The organism is Enterobacter sp. FW301-JW81, assembly GCF_058788735.1.
In genome coordinates, this window is record NZ_JBYTBA010000004.1 from 221,862 (window position 1) to 240,855 (window position 18,994).

Here is an 18,994-nt window from a genome sequence, read left to right on the forward strand (position 1 = left end):
TTACGGTGCCTCCTGCAAAATCGAATACGTAATTATAAGTCGTCAAAGACATTTAACGCATCTGCGAGTTTTTTCACGCCAAATACCTGCATCCCTTCCGGGATTTTTTTCGGCACGTTAGCGGCCGGAACGATAGCCCGACGGAAACCGTGTTTTGCCGCCTCGGAGATACGCTCCTGCCCGCTGGGTACCGGACGGATTTCCCCGGCAAGCCCCACTTCACCAAACACGACCAGATCCTGCGGCAGCGGCCGGTCGCGCAGGCTGGAGACCATCGCCAGCAGCAGCGCCAGGTCAGCGCTGGTCTCGGTGACTTTGACGCCGCCGACCACGTTAACGAAGACGTCCTGATCCGCCATCTGCAGCCCGCCGTGACGGTGCAGCACCGCCAGCAGGATCGCCAGACGGTTCTGTTCCAGACCGACCGCCACGCGCCGCGGGTTGCCCATCATCGACACGTCCACCAGCGCCTGAATTTCAACGAGCAGCGGGCGCGTCCCTTCCCACAGCACCATCACCGAGCTGCCGGAGGTGATCTCATCACCACGGCTCAGGAAGATGGCCGACGGGTTGCTGACTTCGCGCAGCCCCTGCTCGGTCATGGCAAACACGCCCAGTTCGTTCACCGCCCCAAAGCGGTTTTTATGGCTGCGCAGGGTACGGAAGCGGGAATCCGCGTCGCCGTCGAGCATCACGGAGCAGTCGATACAGTGTTCGAGCACTTTCGGTCCCGCCAGCGAGCCGTCTTTGGTGACGTGGCCGACCATCACGATCGCTACGCCGCGCGTTTTAGCAAAGCGCGTGAGGTAGGCCGCCGTTTCACGCACCTGCGCCACGCTGCCCGGCGAGGACTGAATGTCCGCCATGTGCATCACCTGGATGGAGTCGATCACCATCAGCTTCGGCTGCTCTTCTTCAGCGATCATGCAGATCTGCTCGATGCTGGTTTCCGACAGCATGTTCAGGTTGCCGGTCGGCAGGCCCAGACGGTGCGCGCGCATCGCTACCTGCTGCAGAGACTCTTCGCCCGTGACGTACAGGGTTTTCATCTGTTCGGCGAGCTTGCAGAGCGTTTGCAGCAGCAGGGTCGATTTACCCGCGCCCGGATTACCGCCAATCAGGATGGCGCTGCCCGGCACCACGCCACCGCCGAGCACGCGGTCAAACTCTTTGAACCCGGTGGAGAAGCGCGGCAGCTCTTCGAGGCTGATGTCCGAGAGCTTTTGTACCTTCGCCACGCCCGCGTTACCAGCATAGCCGCTCAGGCGCTCGTTGCGGGCCACGCTCGGCGAAGCCGCCACACCACGCACTTCGGTGATGGTGTTCCAGGCATGACAGGCGCTGCATTGCCCCTGCCAGCGCGGATAATCCGCACCACATTCATTACAGACAAATGCGCGTTTTGGAGCTTTCGCCACGGTTTACCTCGTTATTTCTGTGCGGCCTGCGTGCCGGGTGGCGCTTACGCTTACCCGGCCTACAAAGCAGACCGTTATTTCTGATTAAGGCTGCCGGAGAGAATGCAGAACACCCCCATCAGGTCAGCGTGACGGATAGTCACTTCCGTCTTTTCATTCACTTTTGGCTTGGCATGGTAGGCAATGCCAAGCCCGGCCGCTTTGATCATCGGCAGGTCGTTCGCCCCGTCCCCAATGGCGACGGTCTGGACCACCGGAATTTCATATTTTTCCGCCAGACGGGTCAGGGTGTTGGCTTTGTACTGGGCATCCACAATATCGCCGATCACCTGGCCGGTCAGCTTGCCGTCCATGATCTCCAGCTCATTGGCCACCACGGTGGTCAGATGCAGTTTTTCCCGCAGGTAATCCGCGAAGAAGGTAAAGCCACCGGAGGCAATCGCCACTTTCCAGCCCAGCGACTGCAGCTTCAGCACCAGCTGCGTCAGCCCTGGCATCAGCGGCAGCACGTCGCGTACCTGACGCAAAATGTTGGCATCGGCCCCTTTCAGGGTCGCCACGCGCTGTCTCAGGCTGGCGGTGAAGTCCAGCTCGCCGCGCATCGCACGCTCGGTGACTTCCGCCACCAGCTCGCCGCTGCCCGCCAGTTTCGCAATCTCGTCGATACATTCGATCTGAATCGCCGTAGAGTCCATGTCCATAACCAGCAGACCCGGCGTTTTCAGGTGCGGAATTTTCCCCAGCGGCGCGACGTCCAGCCCGGCGTCATGCGCCAGACGCGTTGCGCGCTGCGTCAGGGAACCGGCCAGGCGAATGACCTGGTAGTCTTCCACGCACCAGGCGGCGACGATAACCATCGCGGCGCCCAGCTTGCTTTGGTACTGGGTCAGACGTTGCTTATCCAGACCGCGTCCGTAGAGGAGCCAGCCGCTACGACCGGCGTGGTAATCCAGAGGCATCACCTCATCGCCACTTAAAGAGAGCGGCAATCCTGGCCATAAAGAGACATCCGTTGGCAGGTCACACCAGGTAATGTTCGGCATTAAAGCTCCTGTAATTTCGTTCGCGCCGGAAGGTTGCAGAGGGAAAATAACGCATGAGGCTACCCTGTAACCATCACTTCTGGCAACATTAAGCCGTAAATTTTCAGCAGGTGGAATATGGCTCGCGCAAAACTGAAATTCCGGCTCCATCGCGCCGTGATTGTCCTCTCCTGTCTCGCACTGTTAGTGGTGCTGATGCAAGGGGCATCCTGGTTTAGCCAGAACCATCAACGGCAACGCAACCCGCAGTTTGAAGAGCTGGCCCGCACGCTGGCACGCCAGGTGACGCTCAACATCGCACCGTCCATGCGTACCGAAACGCCGGACGAGAAGCGCATAGGCCAGGTTTTACGCCTGCTCACGGAGAACAGCCGCATCCTTGATGCCGGCGTCTATGATGAGCAAGGCGACCTGATCTCCCGCGCGGGCGAACACGTCGACGTGCGCGACAGGCTGGCGCTGGACGGTAAAAAAGCCGGGGGCTATTTTAACCAGCAGATCGTCGAACCTATTCAGGGCAAAAATGGGCCGCTCGGGTATTTGCGCCTGACCCTTGATACTCACACCCTGCCAACCGAAGCCAAACAGGTCGATAATACCACCAACATTCTGCGCCTGATGCTGCTGCTTTCACTCGCCATTGGCGTTGTTCTGGCGCGTACCCTGCTTCGGGGCAAACGCTCGCGCTGGCAGCAATCCCCGTTCCTGCTGACCGCCAGCAAATCCGTCCCTGAAGACGAAGAGAGCGAGAAGAAAGAATAGTGATAAAGTAGGCGAACGATTCGGAAAAGGAACTCTGCCATGACGACGTTACGCCTGCTTATCTCTGACTCTTACGATCCCTGGTTTAATCTCGCGGTAGAAGAGTGCATCTTCCGCCAGATGCCCGCCACCCAGCGCGTCCTGTTTCTCTGGCGTAACGCCGATACGGTGGTCATCGGCCGCGCGCAAAATCCGTGGAAAGAGTGTAATACGCGGCGTATGGAAGAGGACAACGTCCGCCTGGCGCGCCGCAGCAGCGGCGGTGGCGCGGTGTTTCACGATCTGGGCAATACCTGCTTTACCTTTATGGCGGGTAAACCGGAGTACGACAAAACCATCTCAACGTCCATCGTCCTCAACGCGCTCAACTCGCTCGGCGTGACGGCGGAAGCCTCCGGGCGTAACGATCTGGTGGTCAAAACGCCCGACGGAGATCGCAAAGTGTCCGGCTCTGCCTACCGCGAAACGATGGATCGCGGGTTCCACCATGGCACTCTGCTTCTTAACGCCGATCTCAGCCGCCTGGCGAACTACCTGAATCCCGACAAGAAAAAACTCCAGGCCAAAGGGATTACCTCCGTGCGCGGCCGCGTGGCAAATCTGGTCGAACTGCTGCCGGGCGTTACACACGAGCAAATCTGTGAGGCCGTGCGCGAGGCGTTCTTTGCGCATTACGGCGAGCGCGTGGAAGCAGAAGTGATTTCACCGGACAAAACCCCGGACCTGCCAAACTTCGCGGAAACCTTCGCCCGCCAGAGCAGCTGGGAGTGGAACTTCGGTCAGGCACCTGCATTTTCCCATCTGCTGGATGAGCGTTTTACCTGGGGCGGCGTGGAGCTGCATTTTGACGTCGAGAAAGGTCATATCACCCGCACGCAGGTGTTTACGGACAGTCTGAATCCGGCGCCGCTGGAAGCACTTGCGGCACGCTTGCAGGGCTGTTTGTACCGGGCGGATATGCTGCAGCAGGAATGCGACGCGTTGATTGGGGATTTCCCGGAGCAGGAAAATGAGCTGCGGGAACTGTCAGCTTGGATTGCACAGGCCGTGCGCTAGTAAAAAGCCCGCTGGCGCTACGCTTAGCGGGCCTACAAAACCGTAGGCCGGGTCAGGCGAAGCCGCCACCCGGCACAACAGCTCTTACTCTTTATCGCCCAGCAGAACGGATTCCAGCGCGATTTTGATCATGTCGTTGAAGGTGGTCTGACGCTCGGCAGCGGTAGTCTGCTCGTGAGTACGGATGTGGTCAGACACGGTGCAGATGGTCAGCGCTTTCGCACCAAATTCAGCCGCTACGCCGTAGATACCCGCCGCTTCCATTTCCACGCCCAGAATGCCGTATTTCTCCATCACGTCGAACATCTCGCCGCCGTCCGGTGCATAGAACAGGTCAGCAGAGAAGATGTTACCCACGCGAGCCTCAACGCCCAGCGCTTTCGCCGCGTCAACCGCGTCACGCACCATGCCGAAGTCTGCAATGGCAGCGAAGTCATGGTCTTTGAAACGCATACGGTTAACTTTGGAATCGGTGCAGGCACCCATACCGATAACGATGTCGCGCAGCTTAACGTCCATGCGCACCGCGCCGCAGGAGCCAACGCGGATGATTTTCTTCACGCCGAAATCGGTGATCAGCTCTTTGGTGTAGATAGAACAGGATGGGATACCCATACCGTGGCCCATTACGGAGATTTTGCGGCCTTTATAGGTACCGGTGAAGCCCAGCATGCCGCGAACGTTGTTCACTTCACGCACGTCTTCCAGGAAGGTTTCTGCAATGTGCTTCGCGCGCAGCGGGTCGCCCGGCATCAATACGACGTCAGCGAAATCACCCATTTCTGCATTAATGTGAGGAGTTGCCATCTTCAGTTCCTTTTCATTTGAATTTTTTTGCCCGGTGGCGCTTCGCTTACCGGGCCTACGGTTTTGTAGGCCGGGTAAGGCGCAGCCGCCACCCGGCAATGACCTCAGAACATAGCCTTGCCATATTCCATGTCAGACGTACCAAAGTATTTCGCGATAGTCTGGCCGATGTCCGCGAAGGTTTCACGGTGACCCAGCGAGCCCGGCTTCACTTTCGGGCCGTACACCAGCACCGGAATGTGCTCACGGGTGTGGTCGGTGCCGGTCCAGGTTGGGTCGCAGCCGTGGTCCGCAGTCAGGATCAGAATGTCATCTTCACCCACCAGCTCCATCAGCTCCGGCAGACGGCGGTCAAACAGCTCCAGACCGGCCGCATAGCCCGCGACGTCGCGACGGTGGCCCCACGAGGAGTCGAAGTCCACGAAGTTGGTGAAGACAATGGTCTTGTCGCCCGCTTCTTTCATCTCTTTGATGGTGGCATCGAACAGCGCATCCAGACCGGTGGCTTTCACTTTTTTGGTGATGCCGCAGTTAGCGTAGATATCCGCAATTTTACCCACGGACACCACGTGACCGTCTTTCTCTTCGACCAGCTTCTGCAGCACGGTGGGTGCCGGTGGCTCAACGGCAAGGTCGTGACGGTTACCGGTACGCTGGAAATTACCCGCTTTGTCACCGATAAACGGACGTGCGATCACGCGTCCAATGTTATAGCCGCCTTCGGTCAGCTCTTCACGGGCGATTTCGCACAGCTCGTAGAGTTTATCCAGGCCGTAGGTCTCTTCGTGGCAGGCAATCTGGAACACGGAGTCAGCAGAGGTGTAGAAAATCGGCTTACCGGTTTTCATATGCTCTTCGCCAAGCTCATCCAGAATCACGGTACCGGAAGAGTGGCAGTTACCGAGGTAGCCCGGCAGGTTGGCACGCTTAACCAGCTTGTCCAGCAGCGCCTGCGGGAAGCTATTCTCGTGATCGGAGAAATATCCCCAGTCAAACAGTACCGGCACACCGGCGATTTCCCAGTGTCCAGACGGGGTATCTTTACCGGAAGAGAGTTCGTGAGCCCAGCCGTAGGCGCCCACCACTTCCGCGTTGCCGTCCATACCGGCTGCGATTTTACCGGTAGAACCTTCATGTGCTTTCACCAGACCGAGGCGGGTCAGGTTAGGTAGAGTCAGAGGGCCTTTACGACCGTTGTCCGCTTCGCCTTTCGCACAGGCTTCCGCGATGTGACCCATGGTATCGGAACCCACGTCACCAAAACGTTCTGCATCTTCGGTTGCGCCGATGCCGAATGAGTCCAGCACCATAATAAATGCACGTTTCATAATTGTTCTCCGTACGTAGTGCTTAAAAATGATTGATCAGATCAGTATACCGCTATTCGGTGATACGGCGATAGACGGTCGGTGTGGTTTCTGGCGCTTTATCATCAAGCGCAATGGCCGCCTTCACCGCTTTCGCCGCTTCCTGCCAGCTGGCTTCGTCTTTGGCGTGGATCACCGCCAGCGGACGTTGGCCGTCAACGCTGTCGCCCAGGCGGGCCATATCGGTGAAGCCGACGCTGTAATCAATGGTGTCTGATGCCTGACGACGGCCGCCGCCCATCGAGACCACCGCCATACCCAGCGCGCGGGTGTCCATGGCGGAGACAAAACCTTCAGTGTCCGCATAAACGGCTTTGCTGAGCATCGCTGTTGGCAGGTATTTCGCGTAGTTTTCCACGAAGTCGGTCGGGCCTTTCTGCGCCGCGACCATGCGGCCGAAGATCTCCGCCGCTTTGCCGTTGTCCAGCACCGCCTGCAGCTTCGCACGCGCGTCAGCATCGTCTTTCGCCAGCTTGCCGGAAATCAGCATCTCTACGCACAGCGCCATGGTGACGTCGAACAGGCGCGGGTTACGGTATTCACCCGTCAGGAACTGCACGGCTTCACGCACTTCGACCGCGTTACCGGCGCTGGAGGCCAGCACCTGGTTCATGTCGGTCAGCAGCGCGGTGGTGCGCACGCCTGCGCCGTTGGAGACGCCAACGATCGCTTCGGCCAGCGCTTCAGAGAGTTCATAGGTTGGCATAAATGCGCCGCTGCCCACCTTCACGTCCATCACCAGCGCGTCCAGCCCTTCTGCCAGCTTCTTCGCCAGGATAGAGGCGGTGATCAGCGGGATGGAGTCAACGGTTGCGGTGATATCGCGGGTCGCGTAGAAACGCTTGTCTGCCGGAGCAAGAGAGCTGGTCTGGCCGATAATCGCCACGCCAACGTCTTTAATAATGTCGCGGAAGCGGTTGTCATCCGGGAAGATATCGAAGCCCGGAATGGCTTCCAGCTTGTCGAGCGTGCCGCCGGTGTGGCCCAGGCCGCGCCCGGAGATCATCGGGATGTAACCGCCGCAGGCTGCCACCATGGGGCCGAGCATCAGGGAGGTTACGTCGCCCACGCCGCCGGTGGAGTGTTTATCGACAATCGGGCCGTTAAGGTTGAGGCTCTTCCAGTCCAGAACGGTTCCTGAATCTCGCATTGCCATGGTCAGCGAGACACGCTCAGGCATCGACATATCGTGGAAGAAGATGGTCATCGCCAGAGCCGCAATCTGCCCTTCTGAGACGGTGTTATCACGAATGCCGTTGATAAAGAAGCGGATCTCTTCGTCGCTTAATGCATGACCATCACGTTTTTTACGAATAATTTCTTGTGCGAGAAACACGGTAACCTCCATGCGGAATCGGGGGAGTTGTGGCGGGTGGCGCTACGCTTACCCGCCCTACGATCCTGTAGGCCGGATAAGCGAAGCGTCATCCGGCATTGTCTGGCAATCAGTAGCTGCTTGCGCTCTTACCGTCGCCGTGACCCAGCGCTTTCAGCAGGCTGGCCAGCAGGCTTGACGCGCCGAAGCGGTAGTGACGGGAATCGGCCCAGTCGGAGCCGAACAGCTCGTCGGCAATCGCCAGGAACTGCTGCGCGTCTTCAGCGGTACGCACGCCGCCCGCAGGTTTGAAACCAACGGTTTTGGACACGCCCATATCACGGATCACTTCCATCATGATGCGCGCGCTTTCCGGGGTGGCGTTAACCGGCACTTTACCCGTTGAGGTTTTGATGAAATCCGCACCGGCTTTAATAGAGATTTCAGACGCTTTACGAATAAGCGCCTCTTCTTTCAGCTCGCCGGTTTCGATGATGACTTTCAGCAGCACGTCTGCCGCCGCACACGCGTCTTTACAGGCTTTCACCAGGTCAAAACCGACCTGCTCGTTGCCCGCGATCAGCGCGCGGTACGGGAACACCACGTCCACTTCGTCTGCACCGTAAGCAATCGCCGCGCGGGTTTCTGCCAGCGCAATCTCGATATCATCGTTGCCATGCGGGAAGTTAGTTACGGTTGCAATGCGCACGTCCGGCGTGCCCTGCTCTTTCAGCGTCTTACGGGCAATCGGGATAAAGCGCGGGTAGATACAGACGGCGGCGGTGTTACCGACGGGCGTTTTCGCCTGATGGCACAGGGCGATGACTTTTTCATTGGTGTCGTCATCGTTCAGGGTGGTCAGGTCCATCAGTTTCAACGCGCGCAGGCTGCTTGCAGTTAAATCGGTCATAACATTCTCCAACGGCAGTGCCGTATAAATTTTACCTTGCGGGTCTGTGAGTATTCTAACATCCACCCGCATCCACACTTCGACATTCATCACAGTTAATGAAAACTGCGTACAAATTTGCATTACTGTAATGCGATCTTCTTCAAACTTTAGGGCGCAAATTGCCGACTAAAGCAGCGATACCCCCTGTCGGATCAAAAGCTCCGACGGGCTGGCTTTCTACAATCCGTTCATCATCCGCAGAACCATTAAGGAAGCGAACATGCCCCACGCCAGCCCCGACGCCCTGCAGCAGCGCTGCCAGCACATTGTGACAAGCCCGGTGTTAACCCCGGAACAAAAACGTCATTTTCTGGCGCTGGAAGCGGAAAACAATCTGCCTTATCCGGCCCTTCCTGAGGCTGCCCGTGCCGCGCTGGACGAGGGATTTATCTGCGACATGTTCGAAGGCCATGCGCCCTACAAGCCTCGTTACGTTCTGCCGGATTACGCAAAATTTCTGGCTAACGGTTCAGAATGGCTGGAGCTGGAAGGGGCGAAAGACTTTGATGACGCCCTCTCGCTGTTAACCATCCTCTACCACCATGTTCCGTCCGTCACATCGATGCCGGTCTATCTCGGCCATCTCGATGCACTGCTACAACCATATGTTAGAATTCTAACACAAAAAGAAATCGATAGCCGAATAAAACGTTTCTGGCGCTATCTCGACCGTACGCTGCCGGATGCCTTTATGCACGCCAACATTGGGCCGGAAGATACGCCCATCACGCGGGCCATACTGCGTGCAGATGCAGACCTGAAGCAGGTCGCACCGAATCTGACGTTTATTTACGACCCCGAAATCACGCCGGAAGATTTGCTGCTTGAGGTGGCCAAAAACATTTGTGAATGCAGCAAACCGCATATTTCTAATGGTCCTGTGAATGATAAAATTTTCACAAAAGGACGTTATGGCGTGGTGAGCTGTTACAACTCCCTGCCGCTGGCAGGCGGTGGCAGCACCCTGGTGCGCCTTAACCTCAAAGCCATTGCCGAACGCAGCGTCTCCATCGACGACTTCTTCACCCGCACGCTTCCGCACTACTGCCAGCAGCAACTTGCCATCATCGATGCCCGCTGCGATTTTCTGTATCAACAGTCCGGCTTCTTTGAGAATAGCTTCCTGGTGAAAGAGGGGCTGATTGATGCCGATCGGTTCGTGCCGATGTTTGGCCTGTACGGCCTGGCGGAAGCGGTCAATACGCTCTGTGAAAAAGCAGGCATTGCAGGGCGTTACGGCAAAGATGAGCAGGCCAACGCGCTGGGGTATCGCATCAGCGAGCAGCTTGCGGCATTTGTTGAAAACACACCGGTGAAGCACGGCTGGAAGCAGCGCGCGATGCTGCACGCGCAGTCGGGGATCAGCTCTGATTCGGGCACCACGCCGGGCGCGCGTCTGCCCTACGGCGACGAGCCGGATCCGATAAGCCACCTGCTGGCCGTGGCTCCTCACCACAAACACTACTCTTCAGGAATAAGCGACATATTGACGCTGGATGAGACGGTAAAACGCAACCCGCAGGCGGTGGTTCAGCTGTGCCTCGGCGCCTTCAGAGCGGGTATGCGGGAATTTACGGCTAACGTAGCGGGTAACGATCTGGTCCGCGTGACCGGCTATATGGTGCGATTATCGGATCTGGAGAAATACCGGGAAGCGGGTTCGAGAACCAACACCACGTGGCTGGGTGAAGAGGCCGCACGCAATACCCGTATCCTGGAACGTCAGCCGCGCGTGATAAGCCATGAACAGCAGATGCGCTTTAGTTAGTCAGGTCATTCCTTTTTCCTGCGTGGACGGGCCGGGCAGCCGCCTGGCCCTGTTCCTGCAGGGCTGCAACCTGCGCTGCAAAACCTGCCACAACCCGTGGACCATCGGCCGCTGCAACGACTGCGGAGACTGCGTGCCCCGCTGCCCGCACGACGCGCTGACCCTTCAGGCCGGGCGCGTCTGGTGGCAGGAGAGCCATTGTCAGCAGTGCGATACCTGTCTGCACCTGTGCCAGCAGCAGGCGACGCCCATGGCACACCGCCTGAGCGTGGAGGAGATCCTCACGCAGATCCGCAAGGCCGCACCCTTTATTGAAGGCATCACCGTGAGCGGCGGTGAAGCCACGACCCAGCTGCCGTTTTTGATCGCCCTGTTCAGCGCGATCAAAGCGGATCCCGCCCTGCGTCATCTGACCTGCCTGGTCGACAGCAACGGTCTGTTAAGCGAAACCGGCTGGCAAAAGCTGCTGCCGGTACTGGATGGCGCGATGCTGGATCTGAAAGCGTGGGGGAATGAGCATCACCGCTTCCTGACCGGACGCGAAAACCCGCAGATCAAGCAGAGCATCCGCTGGCTGGCAGATCGCCACCGTTTGACGGAACTCCGCCTGCTGGTCATCCCGGAGCAGTGTGATTATCTGGAACATATCAAGCCGCTGACGACGTTTATCCACGGGCTTGGAAACGTGCCGGTGCGCCTCAACGCGTTTCATGCCCACGGCGTTTACGGTGAGGCGGCGTCATGGCGCAGCGCGACGCCAGAGGACGTTGAACCGCTGGCGCGGGCGCTGGAAAAACAGAAGATAGCGGTAATTCGTCCGGCGCTTTACCTATAGCGTGATACCAAATACCGACCGCGTATTTTCCAGCAGCGCATCGGCAATCACCTCTTCAGGCTCTTTTCGCAGTTCACACAGGGAGGTAAACACGCGCGCCGCCTGTTCCGGGCGATTCGGCAGCCCCTGAAAACCGTTCAGCGGCATATCCGGCGCGTCGGTTTCCAGCAGCAGCGCCGACAGCGGCAGCTGCGCCATCACGTCACGGGTTTTGCTGGCTCGGGGGTAGGTGATGGTTCCACCGACGCCGATTTTGTAGCCCAGCTCGATAAACCGCTGCGCCTGCTGCAGGCTGCCGGAGAAACCGTGCACGACGCCTTTACGCGGCAGATCGATGCGTTTCAGGTGCATTGCCAGCTTGTCGTGCGTGCGTCTTGAATGGAGGATCACCGGCAGATCGTGGCGCTTCGCCAGCCTGAGCTGCGCGTCGAGGATCGCCTGCTGGCGCTCAAACTGCGGATCCTCCCGGTAAAGATCGAGGCCGATCTCACCGATGGCGACAAGCTTGTCCCCGGCTGTCTGCAGTACCTCATCGAGCCTCTCAATATGCTCATCACGATGCCGCTCAATCACGATCGGATGCAGGCCGAGCGCGGCATAGAGCGCGGGGTGCCGGGTGGAAAGATCAAGCACGCGGGAAAAATAAGCCGCTTCAACCGAGGGCACAATAATGGCCTGAACGCCTGCCTCGGCCGCTTTCGCAATGCTTTGCGCTTCATCCCCCGTAAACGGCGAGAAATCAAAGTGGCAGTGGGTATCGACAAAGCGGTGCGTCACGCCAGATCCTCGTTATCTAATAAAGCGTCGTTCGCCTGCGGGATATCCACCAGCGGCACCGTCAGGGCGTCGTTGGCAACAATCGCAGGCGGCGTAATAATGCGCTTATGGCGATGAAGCGGCGGTTGTTCCGCTAGCATTTTTCCTACCGTCGCCAGGAAATAGCGCCCGCACAGCCGCCCCGTTTTGTAATCCATGCGCAGCGCGGGAACGCGACTGCCCAGTGCCATGCTCAGCAGCGGCTTAGGCGGATAGATTTCAAAAATACGCAGCTTACCCGGCGGCTTTTCAATGAAGCGCTGCATCGCGCCGTAGGTGGTTTCGTGCTGCTTCGCGATGTTGACCAGCGGCTGCAGGCTACTGTCGCCCAGCCAGCGCTCCATCCGCTTAAACCACTGCGGGGTGTAATACATTTGCGACGGTACGGTACGGATCACGACAATGGTTTTCGCCCCGCGCCGGGCGGCTTCCTGCACCGGCACCGCGTCACTGATGCCCCCGTCAAGATAGCTAATGCCATCCAGCAACGCACCGGTACGATAGAAACCGGGGATCGCGCTGGAGGCGCGGATGATATCCAGCCAGTTCTCCTTCTGCGGAGAAAAATAGCCCGGCGAATAATCATCGCCCCGGCTGGCGCACATCCAGAATTCTTTACCGCTATCAAACAGGCGTGCGGCGGAGTCCATGGCCAGCGGCATCTGGCTGGAGGTCGCTTCCAGCAGCCAGTCGAGATCGATCAGGTTGCCACCGCGCACAAAACGTATCGGGTTGAAAAATTCTTTCGCCGTGGTGTAGCGCATAATGACCTTTCGCGCGTAGCCGGGCTGGTTGCAGACATAGGCAGAGAGGTTCTGTGCCCCGGCAGACGTGCCGAAGTAAAGGTTAAACGGGTTGAACTGCGCGCGCATAAATTCATCCAGCACGCCTGCGGTGAAAATGCCGCGCTGTCCGCCGCCCTCGCACACCAGCGCGAGTTGACCTGCGCGAAACGGTTTTAACGTCAGCGGCGCAATATTGCCGAGCGTAACGGGAATTCGTTGCCCCACCTCTGCTTTCCTGTTCTGGTTATTTTATGACACCACAGTAACGCACTCGGCCTGCAACGCAAATAAGAAAAAGCCAGTCGCAGTGACTGGCTTTTTTTTGTTGAAGGAATATTGCGTTTGCTACGGACGTCTACGTCCCGTAAACAGGCTGACCAGGAACAGAATAATACCCACAACGAAGACAATTTTAGCTGCCCATGCCGCTGTACCTGCCAGTCCACCAAAGCCCAATGCGGCGGCAATTAACGCGATAACCAGAAATATAATGCCCCAACGAAACATAAGCTTCTCCTTTACCATAGTTAATGTCGGCCGCTAAACGTGAGCGCTCAGGTCACTCACCGGCGTTTTTCCAGAGTCGTTCTTATTTCGCCCGCAGGCCTCAGCCTGACGGGCGAATGGTCCAGATTTACTTCGTTTTCAGATCGTTTTTAACGCTTTTCACACCATCAATGGCTTTCGCAATTGACTCGGCACGTTCACTTTGCGCCTGGGAATCTACCGTACCGGAAAGCTGAACCACACCGTCGGTGGTTTCCACTTTCACCTTACGGGACGGCACGATGTCATCCGCTAAAAGTTTAGCTTTGATTTCGCTGGTCGTAGCGGCATCACCGGCATAACCTTTCACCGACGCGTTTTTACCGTCACGTACGTGCAGTTTATCGCTTACGGATGCGACCCCTTCGACACCCTTCGCCACTTTCACTGCCTGTTCGGCCTGAGCCTGGCTTTCAACAAAGCCGCTCAGTGTGACGACCTTCTTGTCGGTCTTAACGGAAATGTCGGTGCTCTTGATGGCTTCATCATCCACCAGTGCGGCTTTCACTTTTGCTGTGATTGAACTGTCATCCATAAAGTTGCCGACTTTATTCATAGAGCTATCGATTTTTTGCCCTGCGGTATCGGCCGTGGACTGTGCTTTATCCATGGTGCTGCTTTCCGCCAGAGCGGAGCCGCTCACCAGAACGCTACCCAGAGTTACAGCCAGCAGAGTTTTAGAAATCTTCAGTCTTGTCATATTCATCGATCTATTCCTGTGTTGACCCGTTATTCGGGCTACATACTTCCTTAGTAGTTATATATATTGCGAATAAACACACGGGCAAAATGGATAACCTAAAGTCATGCATTGAACAGTTAATTTATCCACGCCCGGTGCTAAACACTGAGTTAAATATAGATCACTCTCACAGAGCCGCTTTCGGATTCGGGTAAAAAACGAGCAAAAAGCGCGAAAATGCAGTGAATTAAGAACATTCCGCAAGGGATTAATAAGACAGGAATTAAAGAAGAGCACGGCGGGCGCCGTGCTCTGAGCGGGGATTAATGCTCGCGCGTTTTGCGGAACTGGACGTCAGGATAACGTTCCTGCGTCAGGTTGAGGTTTACCATGGTTGGCGCGATATAGGTCAGGTTATCGCCGCCATCCAGCGCCAGCTGAATTTCATTCTTACGCTTAAATTCTTCGAATTTCTTCACGTCAGAACACTCAACCCAGCGCGCGGTCGCAACGTTCACCGATTCGTAAATCGCTTCCACGTTGTACTCGCTCTTCAGACGCGCGACGACCACGTCGAACTGCAGCACGCCGACGGCCCCCACGATAAGGTCGTTGTTCGCGATTGGGCGGAATACCTGCACCGCACCCTCTTCGGAGAGCTGAACCAGGCCTTTCAGCAGCTGTTTCTGCTTAAGCGGATCGCGCAGGCGAATACGGCGGAACAGTTCCGGCGCGAAGTTCGGAATACCGGTGAACTTCATCATTTCACCCTGGGTGAAGGTATCGCCAATCTGGATGGTGCCATGGTTGTGCAGACCGATGATGTCGCCCGGGTACGCCTCTTCAACGTGCGAACGGTCGCCCGCCATAAAGGTCAGCGCGTCGGAGATCACCACATCTTTACCGATACGCACCTGGCGCAGCTTCATGCCCTTTTCATATTTACCGGACACCACGCGCATAAAGGCCACGCGGTCGCGGTGTTTCGGGTCCATGTTGGCCTGAATTTTGAAGACGAAGCCGGTGAATTTCTCTTCTTTTGCTTCCACTTCACGGGTGTCGGTTTTACGCGGCATTGGACGCGGCGCCCACTCCACCAGACCGTCGAGCATATGGTCCACGCCAAAGTTACCTAATGCGGTACCGAAGAAGACCGGGGTAATTTCACCGCTCAGGAACAGCTCTTTGTCGAATTCGTGGGACGCGCCCTTCACCAGCTCCAGCTCGTCGCGCAGCTGCGCGGCCAGCTCTTCACCAACCGCCGCGTCCAGATCCGGGTTGTCCAGACCTTTCACGATGCGCACTTCCTGAATGGTGTGGCCTTTACCGGTCTGATACAGGTAAGTTTCGTCTTTATAGAGGTGATAAACCCCCTTGAACAGCTTACCGCAGCCAATTGGCCAGGTGATTGGCGCACAGGCGATCTTCAGCTCGTTTTCGACTTCATCCATCAGCTCCATCGGATCGCGGATGTCACGGTCGAGTTTGTTCATGAAGGTGAGGATCGGCGTATCGCGCAGACGGGTGACTTCCATCAGCTTACGGGTACGGTCTTCTACACCTTTCGCGGCGTCGATCACCATCAGACAGCAGTCCACCGCCGTCAGGGTACGGTAGGTATCTTCGGAGAAGTCTTCGTGGCCCGGGGTGTCCAGCAGGTTCACCAGGCAGTCGTGATACGGGAACTGCATCACGGAGGTGGTAATCGAAATACCACGCTGCTTTTCCATCTCCATCCAGTCAGATTTTGCGTGCTGGCTGGAACCACGACCTTTAACGGTACCCGCAGTCTGGATCGCCTGTCCGAACAGTAACACCTTCTCGGTGATGGTCGTTTTACCGGCATCCGGGTGCGAGATAATGGCAAAAGTGCGGCGCTTGGCCACCTCTTGCAGATAAGGAGACAACGTCATAATTAAATCTTCTTTTATAAGCGCGGCAGCACGCCACGCATCATGGAATACGAATTTGCGGCTATTTTACCCATCAATGGGGGGCAGGCAATCATTGTTTACACAGGAGTTGCTCCAGTTCGTTCAACGACGTCACGGTCCAGGTCGGCTCGATGCCTTCAGGCTTCACGCGGCCATGCGCATTAAGCCAGACGGTCGACAGACCGGAATTCATGCCACCCAGAATATCTGACTCTGCGGTATCACCCACCATCAGTACGCGATCGCGGTCAGGATTGCCGGCCTGCGCCAGCGCATAATCGAAAATACGTGGATCCGGTTTCGGCACGCCGACCTCTTCCGAGATCACCAGCGCGTCAAAATGATCGCGCAGGCCGGTGCGCTCAAGGCGGATCTGCTGCAGGGCGGTAAAACCGTTGGTAATGATCCCCAGTTTCACCTTGCCTTTCAATGCATTCAGCAGGGAAACCGCGCCCGGCAGTGGCGCGCAGATATCAGCCATGGCGTTCAGGAAGGCCTCGTTCAGCGTTCCAGGACTGACCTTTAAGCGTTCCGCCCAGACGTCAAAGCGCTGGTGCTGAAGCTGTAACGCGGTGATGGCACCGTTCTGGTAATCCACCCACAGCGGTTTGTTTACCGCCTGATAGTCCTGAAAATCCTCAGCGGTGAACGTCACGCTATAATCGAGAAACATCCGCTGTAGACCACCGAACGAATCGAACGTAAACAGCGTTTCGTCGGCATCAAAGAAAATCCAGTCCCATTTCATCGTTACAACCTTATTTTCGTTATCCAATCGGCAGAGCCATTATGATGGCGTCTTCACGTCCCTCTGCGGTGGGGTAGTAGTTACGGCGGATTGTCGCCTCGTTAAAGCCTAAGCTTTCATAGAGCGCGATGGCGGCGGCATTCGATGCGCGCACTTCCAGCCACAGGGTGAAAACGTCACGGGTTTCGAGCTCACGGATGAGGTGCTCAAGCAATTCTCTTCCCAGCCCGCGGCGCTGAAACGCGGGATCAACCGCGATATTAAATAGCGTCGCTTCATCAAGAACAACCTGCGTAATGGCGAAGGCGGCCATGGTGCCGTCAACGTCCAGGCGATAGTTCAGATACCGTTCGCCCTGATTGCTGGCGAAGGTCTTTTCGCTCCACGGAAACGCGTGGGCGCGTGTTTCAATCGCGAACGCTGTGGTCAGGTCAGGCGTCGTGAGGGAAGAAATCGTGTTCATATTCGCAGATTTGTTGCCATAGCGCGCTTCGCGCTTTTGGGTTGGCTTTCAGTTCGTCCAGCGCTGGCGTGCAGATCTGGCTTCCCTGAAGGGGGATCTCATTCGTCTCTCCGATACGCCAGCTGTTACAGCGGCTATCGGGAGGAAGCATAGCGACCCGTTCTGGCGTCAGCTGTAACACCTGGTCGGCCGTCAGCTTCAGGCTGCGAAGGACATCACCGATCAGGGGTTCATTCAGGGCAGGCAGTTCTTCCGCCACCATCACCAGGCGAACGTGTGCCGGGATGGAGATAGCGATTTCGCCCTGCAACGCCGTCGGGCGACGCAAAGCCCACTGGGTAATGCCCAGCTGCTGCAACTGCCAGTCTCGTCGGGATGTCATAGGGAAAACTCCTGTCTCTCAGGCGCGCAAATATAGCAAATGTGTCGAAACTGCGCCATCTACCTACTATAATCCCCGCCTGAGTTTATTGAGGAACAATTCATGTCTGCATTTACCCCGGCAAGTGAAGTCTTGCTGCGTCACAGTGATGATTTCGAAGAAAGCCGTATTCTGTTTGCCGGAGATATGCAGGATGACCTGCCTGCGCGTTTCGACTGTGCTGAAAGCCGTGCCCACACCCAATACTACCACCACTGGCAGGTGCTGAGCCGCCAGATGGGCGAGCGCGCGCGCTTTAGCCTGGTGGCAGAGCAGAGCGATATCGCCGACTGCGATACGCTGATCTACTACTGGCCGAAGAACAAACCGGAAGCCCAGTTCCAGCTGATGAACCTGCTCTCCCTGCTGCCGGTCGGCTGCGATATTTTCGTGGTGGGCGAGAACCGCAGCGGCGTGCGCAGTGCAGAACAGATGCTGGAAGCTTACGCTCCGCTGAACAAAGTCGACAGCGCGCGCCGCTGTGGTCTGTACCATGGCCGCCTGGAAAAACAGACAACATTTGATGCCAGTACCTTCTGGGATGAATACACGCTTGACGGCCTGACCATTAAAACCCTGCCGGGCGTATTCAGCCGTGACGCGCTGGATACGGGCAGCAAGCTGCTGCTTTCCACCCTGACGCCGCACACAAAAGGGAAAGTACTGGACGTAGGCTGCGGCGCGGGCGTGCTGGCAACCGTGCTCGCCAGCCATTCACCTAAAGTCCGTTTAACCCTGTGTGACGTCAGCGCGCCAGCGGTTGAAGCCAGCCGTGCAACGCTTGCAGCAAACGGCATTGAAGGCGAAGTCATTGCCAGCAACGTCTTCTCTGACGTGACGGGTCGCTTCGACATGATCATCTCTAACCCGCCGTTCCACGACGGCATGGAGACCAGCCTGGAAGCCGCGCAAGCGCTGATCCGTGGCGCAGTGCGTCACCTTAACAGCGGAGGTGAGCTGCGTATCGTCGCTAACGCCTTCCTGGCGTACCCGAAAGTGCTGGATGAAACCTTCGGTTTCCACGAAGTGATCGCCCAGACCGGCCGCTTTAAGGTCTACCGCACCGTGATGACGCGCCAGGCCAAAAAGTAATATCCAATCCTGTTTGCCGGATACGCGCAAGCGCCATCCGGCAAACAGGCGTCTCTGCTCCGACCATTTTTGCAGCAATCAATAAAACGTGCGCACTTTTCTGTTGACGTAAAGCTGAAAACATCTAGAATGCGCCTCCGTGGTTAAGATACTTTTACAGTATCGATGGTATGCGAAGGTGGCG

Annotated in this window: 19 protein-coding genes; 5 read left to right on the forward strand and 14 right to left on the reverse strand. The window is 57.1% G+C overall.

What is annotated here, in order from left to right; all coding sequences use genetic code 11:
• Positions 1 to 32: 32 nt before the first annotated feature.
• Positions 33 to 1,418 carry a DNA repair protein RadA gene (gene radA / locus AC3WOK_RS14450; protein WP_014068810.1) on the reverse strand — a complete coding sequence of 462 codons (1,386 nt, stop codon included), beginning with the start codon at positions 1,416 to 1,418 and terminating at the stop codon, positions 33 to 35.
• Positions 1,419 to 1,492: 74 nt separating this feature from the next.
• Positions 1,493 to 2,461 carry a phosphoserine phosphatase gene (gene serB / locus AC3WOK_RS14455; protein ID WP_025757501.1) on the reverse strand — a complete coding sequence of 323 codons (969 nt, stop codon included), beginning with the start codon at positions 2,459 to 2,461 and terminating at the stop codon, positions 1,493 to 1,495.
• 117 nt (positions 2,462 to 2,578) lie between these two features.
• Here serB and AC3WOK_RS14460 point away from each other — a divergent pair, with 117 nt between their 5' ends.
• Positions 2,579 to 3,223 carry a YtjB family periplasmic protein gene (locus tag AC3WOK_RS14460; RefSeq protein ID WP_447855075.1) on the forward strand — a complete coding sequence of 215 codons (645 nt, stop codon included), beginning with the start codon at positions 2,579 to 2,581 and terminating at the stop codon, positions 3,221 to 3,223.
• Positions 3,224 to 3,262: 39 nt separating this feature from the next.
• Entirely contained in the window at positions 3,263 to 4,279 is a 1,017-nt protein-coding gene (gene lplA, locus AC3WOK_RS14465; RefSeq protein ID WP_063429591.1) for a lipoate--protein ligase, read from the forward strand.
• Positions 4,280 to 4,363: 84 nt separating this feature from the next.
• Here lplA and deoD read toward each other — a convergent pair whose 3' ends face one another.
• The 4 genes from deoD to deoC form a co-directional block, all read right to left on the reverse strand.
• Positions 4,364 to 5,086 carry a purine-nucleoside phosphorylase gene (gene deoD / locus AC3WOK_RS14470; RefSeq protein ID WP_010427122.1) on the reverse strand — a complete coding sequence of 241 codons (723 nt, stop codon included), beginning with the start codon at positions 5,084 to 5,086 and terminating at the stop codon, positions 4,364 to 4,366.
• Between the two features lie 104 nt (positions 5,087 to 5,190).
• Positions 5,191 to 6,414: a phosphopentomutase gene (deoB, locus tag AC3WOK_RS14475; protein ID WP_063957450.1), complete on the reverse strand. Its 1,224-nt coding sequence runs from the start codon at positions 6,412 to 6,414 to the stop codon at positions 5,191 to 5,193.
• A 52-nt stretch (positions 6,415 to 6,466) separates the two neighbouring features.
• The gene (gene deoA / locus AC3WOK_RS14480) at positions 6,467 to 7,789 is read right to left on the reverse strand and encodes a thymidine phosphorylase (protein ID WP_059312624.1); all 1,323 of its coding nucleotides are present in this window, start codon (positions 7,787 to 7,789) and stop codon (positions 6,467 to 6,469) included.
• A 109-nt stretch (positions 7,790 to 7,898) separates the two neighbouring features.
• Entirely contained in the window at positions 7,899 to 8,678 is a 780-nt protein-coding gene (gene deoC, locus AC3WOK_RS14485) for a deoxyribose-phosphate aldolase (protein ID WP_492354709.1), read from the reverse strand.
• Positions 8,679 to 8,940: 262 nt separating this feature from the next.
• Between deoC and AC3WOK_RS14490 the strand changes: the two genes are divergently transcribed.
• A complete protein-coding gene (locus AC3WOK_RS14490; protein ID WP_492354710.1) occupies positions 8,941 to 10,488 on the forward strand; it encodes a YjjI family glycine radical enzyme in 1,548 nt (515 codons plus the stop codon).
• Positions 10,463 to 11,323 carry a YjjW family glycine radical enzyme activase gene (locus tag AC3WOK_RS14495; protein ID WP_063429585.1) on the forward strand — a complete coding sequence of 287 codons (861 nt, stop codon included), beginning with the start codon at positions 10,463 to 10,465 and terminating at the stop codon, positions 11,321 to 11,323. Before AC3WOK_RS14490 ends, AC3WOK_RS14495 begins: the two co-directional genes overlap by 26 nt.
• On the opposite strand, the gene AC3WOK_RS14500 is transcribed toward AC3WOK_RS14495, so the two are convergent.
• The 8 genes from AC3WOK_RS14500 to AC3WOK_RS14535 all read right to left on the reverse strand — a co-directional run bounded on the left by AC3WOK_RS14500 (position 11,318) and on the right by AC3WOK_RS14535 (position 17,679).
• A complete protein-coding gene (locus AC3WOK_RS14500) occupies positions 11,318 to 12,100 on the reverse strand; it encodes a TatD family hydrolase (RefSeq protein ID WP_059312628.1) in 783 nt (260 codons plus the stop codon). The two genes, AC3WOK_RS14495 and AC3WOK_RS14500, sit on opposite strands and share 6 nt — an antisense overlap.
• Positions 12,097 to 13,149: a patatin-like phospholipase family protein gene (locus AC3WOK_RS14505; RefSeq protein WP_492354711.1), complete on the reverse strand. Its 1,053-nt coding sequence runs from the start codon at positions 13,147 to 13,149 to the stop codon at positions 12,097 to 12,099. Before AC3WOK_RS14505 ends, AC3WOK_RS14500 begins: the two co-directional genes overlap by 4 nt.
• Before the next feature lie 120 nt (positions 13,150 to 13,269).
• Positions 13,270 to 13,431, reverse strand: a complete 162-nt coding sequence (locus tag AC3WOK_RS14510) for a DUF1328 domain-containing protein (protein ID WP_003856556.1) — start codon at positions 13,429 to 13,431, stop codon at positions 13,270 to 13,272.
• 127 nt (positions 13,432 to 13,558) lie between these two features.
• Positions 13,559 to 14,176, reverse strand: a complete 618-nt coding sequence (gene osmY, locus AC3WOK_RS14515) for a molecular chaperone OsmY (protein ID WP_028015434.1) — start codon at positions 14,174 to 14,176, stop codon at positions 13,559 to 13,561.
• Between the two features lie 299 nt (positions 14,177 to 14,475).
• Positions 14,476 to 16,065, reverse strand: a complete 1,590-nt coding sequence (gene prfC / locus AC3WOK_RS14520) for a peptide chain release factor 3 (RefSeq protein WP_047346286.1) — start codon at positions 16,063 to 16,065, stop codon at positions 14,476 to 14,478.
• Between the two features lie 91 nt (positions 16,066 to 16,156).
• Complete coding sequence (yjjG, locus tag AC3WOK_RS14525; RefSeq protein ID WP_047346285.1) at positions 16,157 to 16,834, reverse strand: pyrimidine 5'-nucleotidase; 678 nt, start codon at positions 16,832 to 16,834, stop codon at positions 16,157 to 16,159.
• Positions 16,835 to 16,853: 19 nt separating this feature from the next.
• The gene (rimI, locus tag AC3WOK_RS14530; protein WP_047346284.1) at positions 16,854 to 17,297 is read right to left on the reverse strand and encodes a ribosomal protein S18-alanine N-acetyltransferase; all 444 of its coding nucleotides are present in this window, start codon (positions 17,295 to 17,297) and stop codon (positions 16,854 to 16,856) included.
• Positions 17,266 to 17,679: a DNA polymerase III subunit psi gene (locus tag AC3WOK_RS14535; protein WP_028016588.1), complete on the reverse strand. Its 414-nt coding sequence runs from the start codon at positions 17,677 to 17,679 to the stop codon at positions 17,266 to 17,268. The genes rimI and AC3WOK_RS14535 overlap by 32 nt, the downstream gene beginning before the upstream one ends.
• Positions 17,680 to 17,781: 102 nt before the next feature.
• Between AC3WOK_RS14535 and rsmC the strand changes: the two genes are divergently transcribed.
• On the forward strand, positions 17,782 to 18,810 hold the full coding sequence (gene rsmC / locus AC3WOK_RS14540) for a 16S rRNA (guanine(1207)-N(2))-methyltransferase RsmC (protein ID WP_047346282.1): 1,029 nt from the start codon (positions 17,782 to 17,784) through the stop codon (positions 18,808 to 18,810).
• The last annotated feature ends 184 nt before the right edge of the window (positions 18,811 to 18,994 follow it).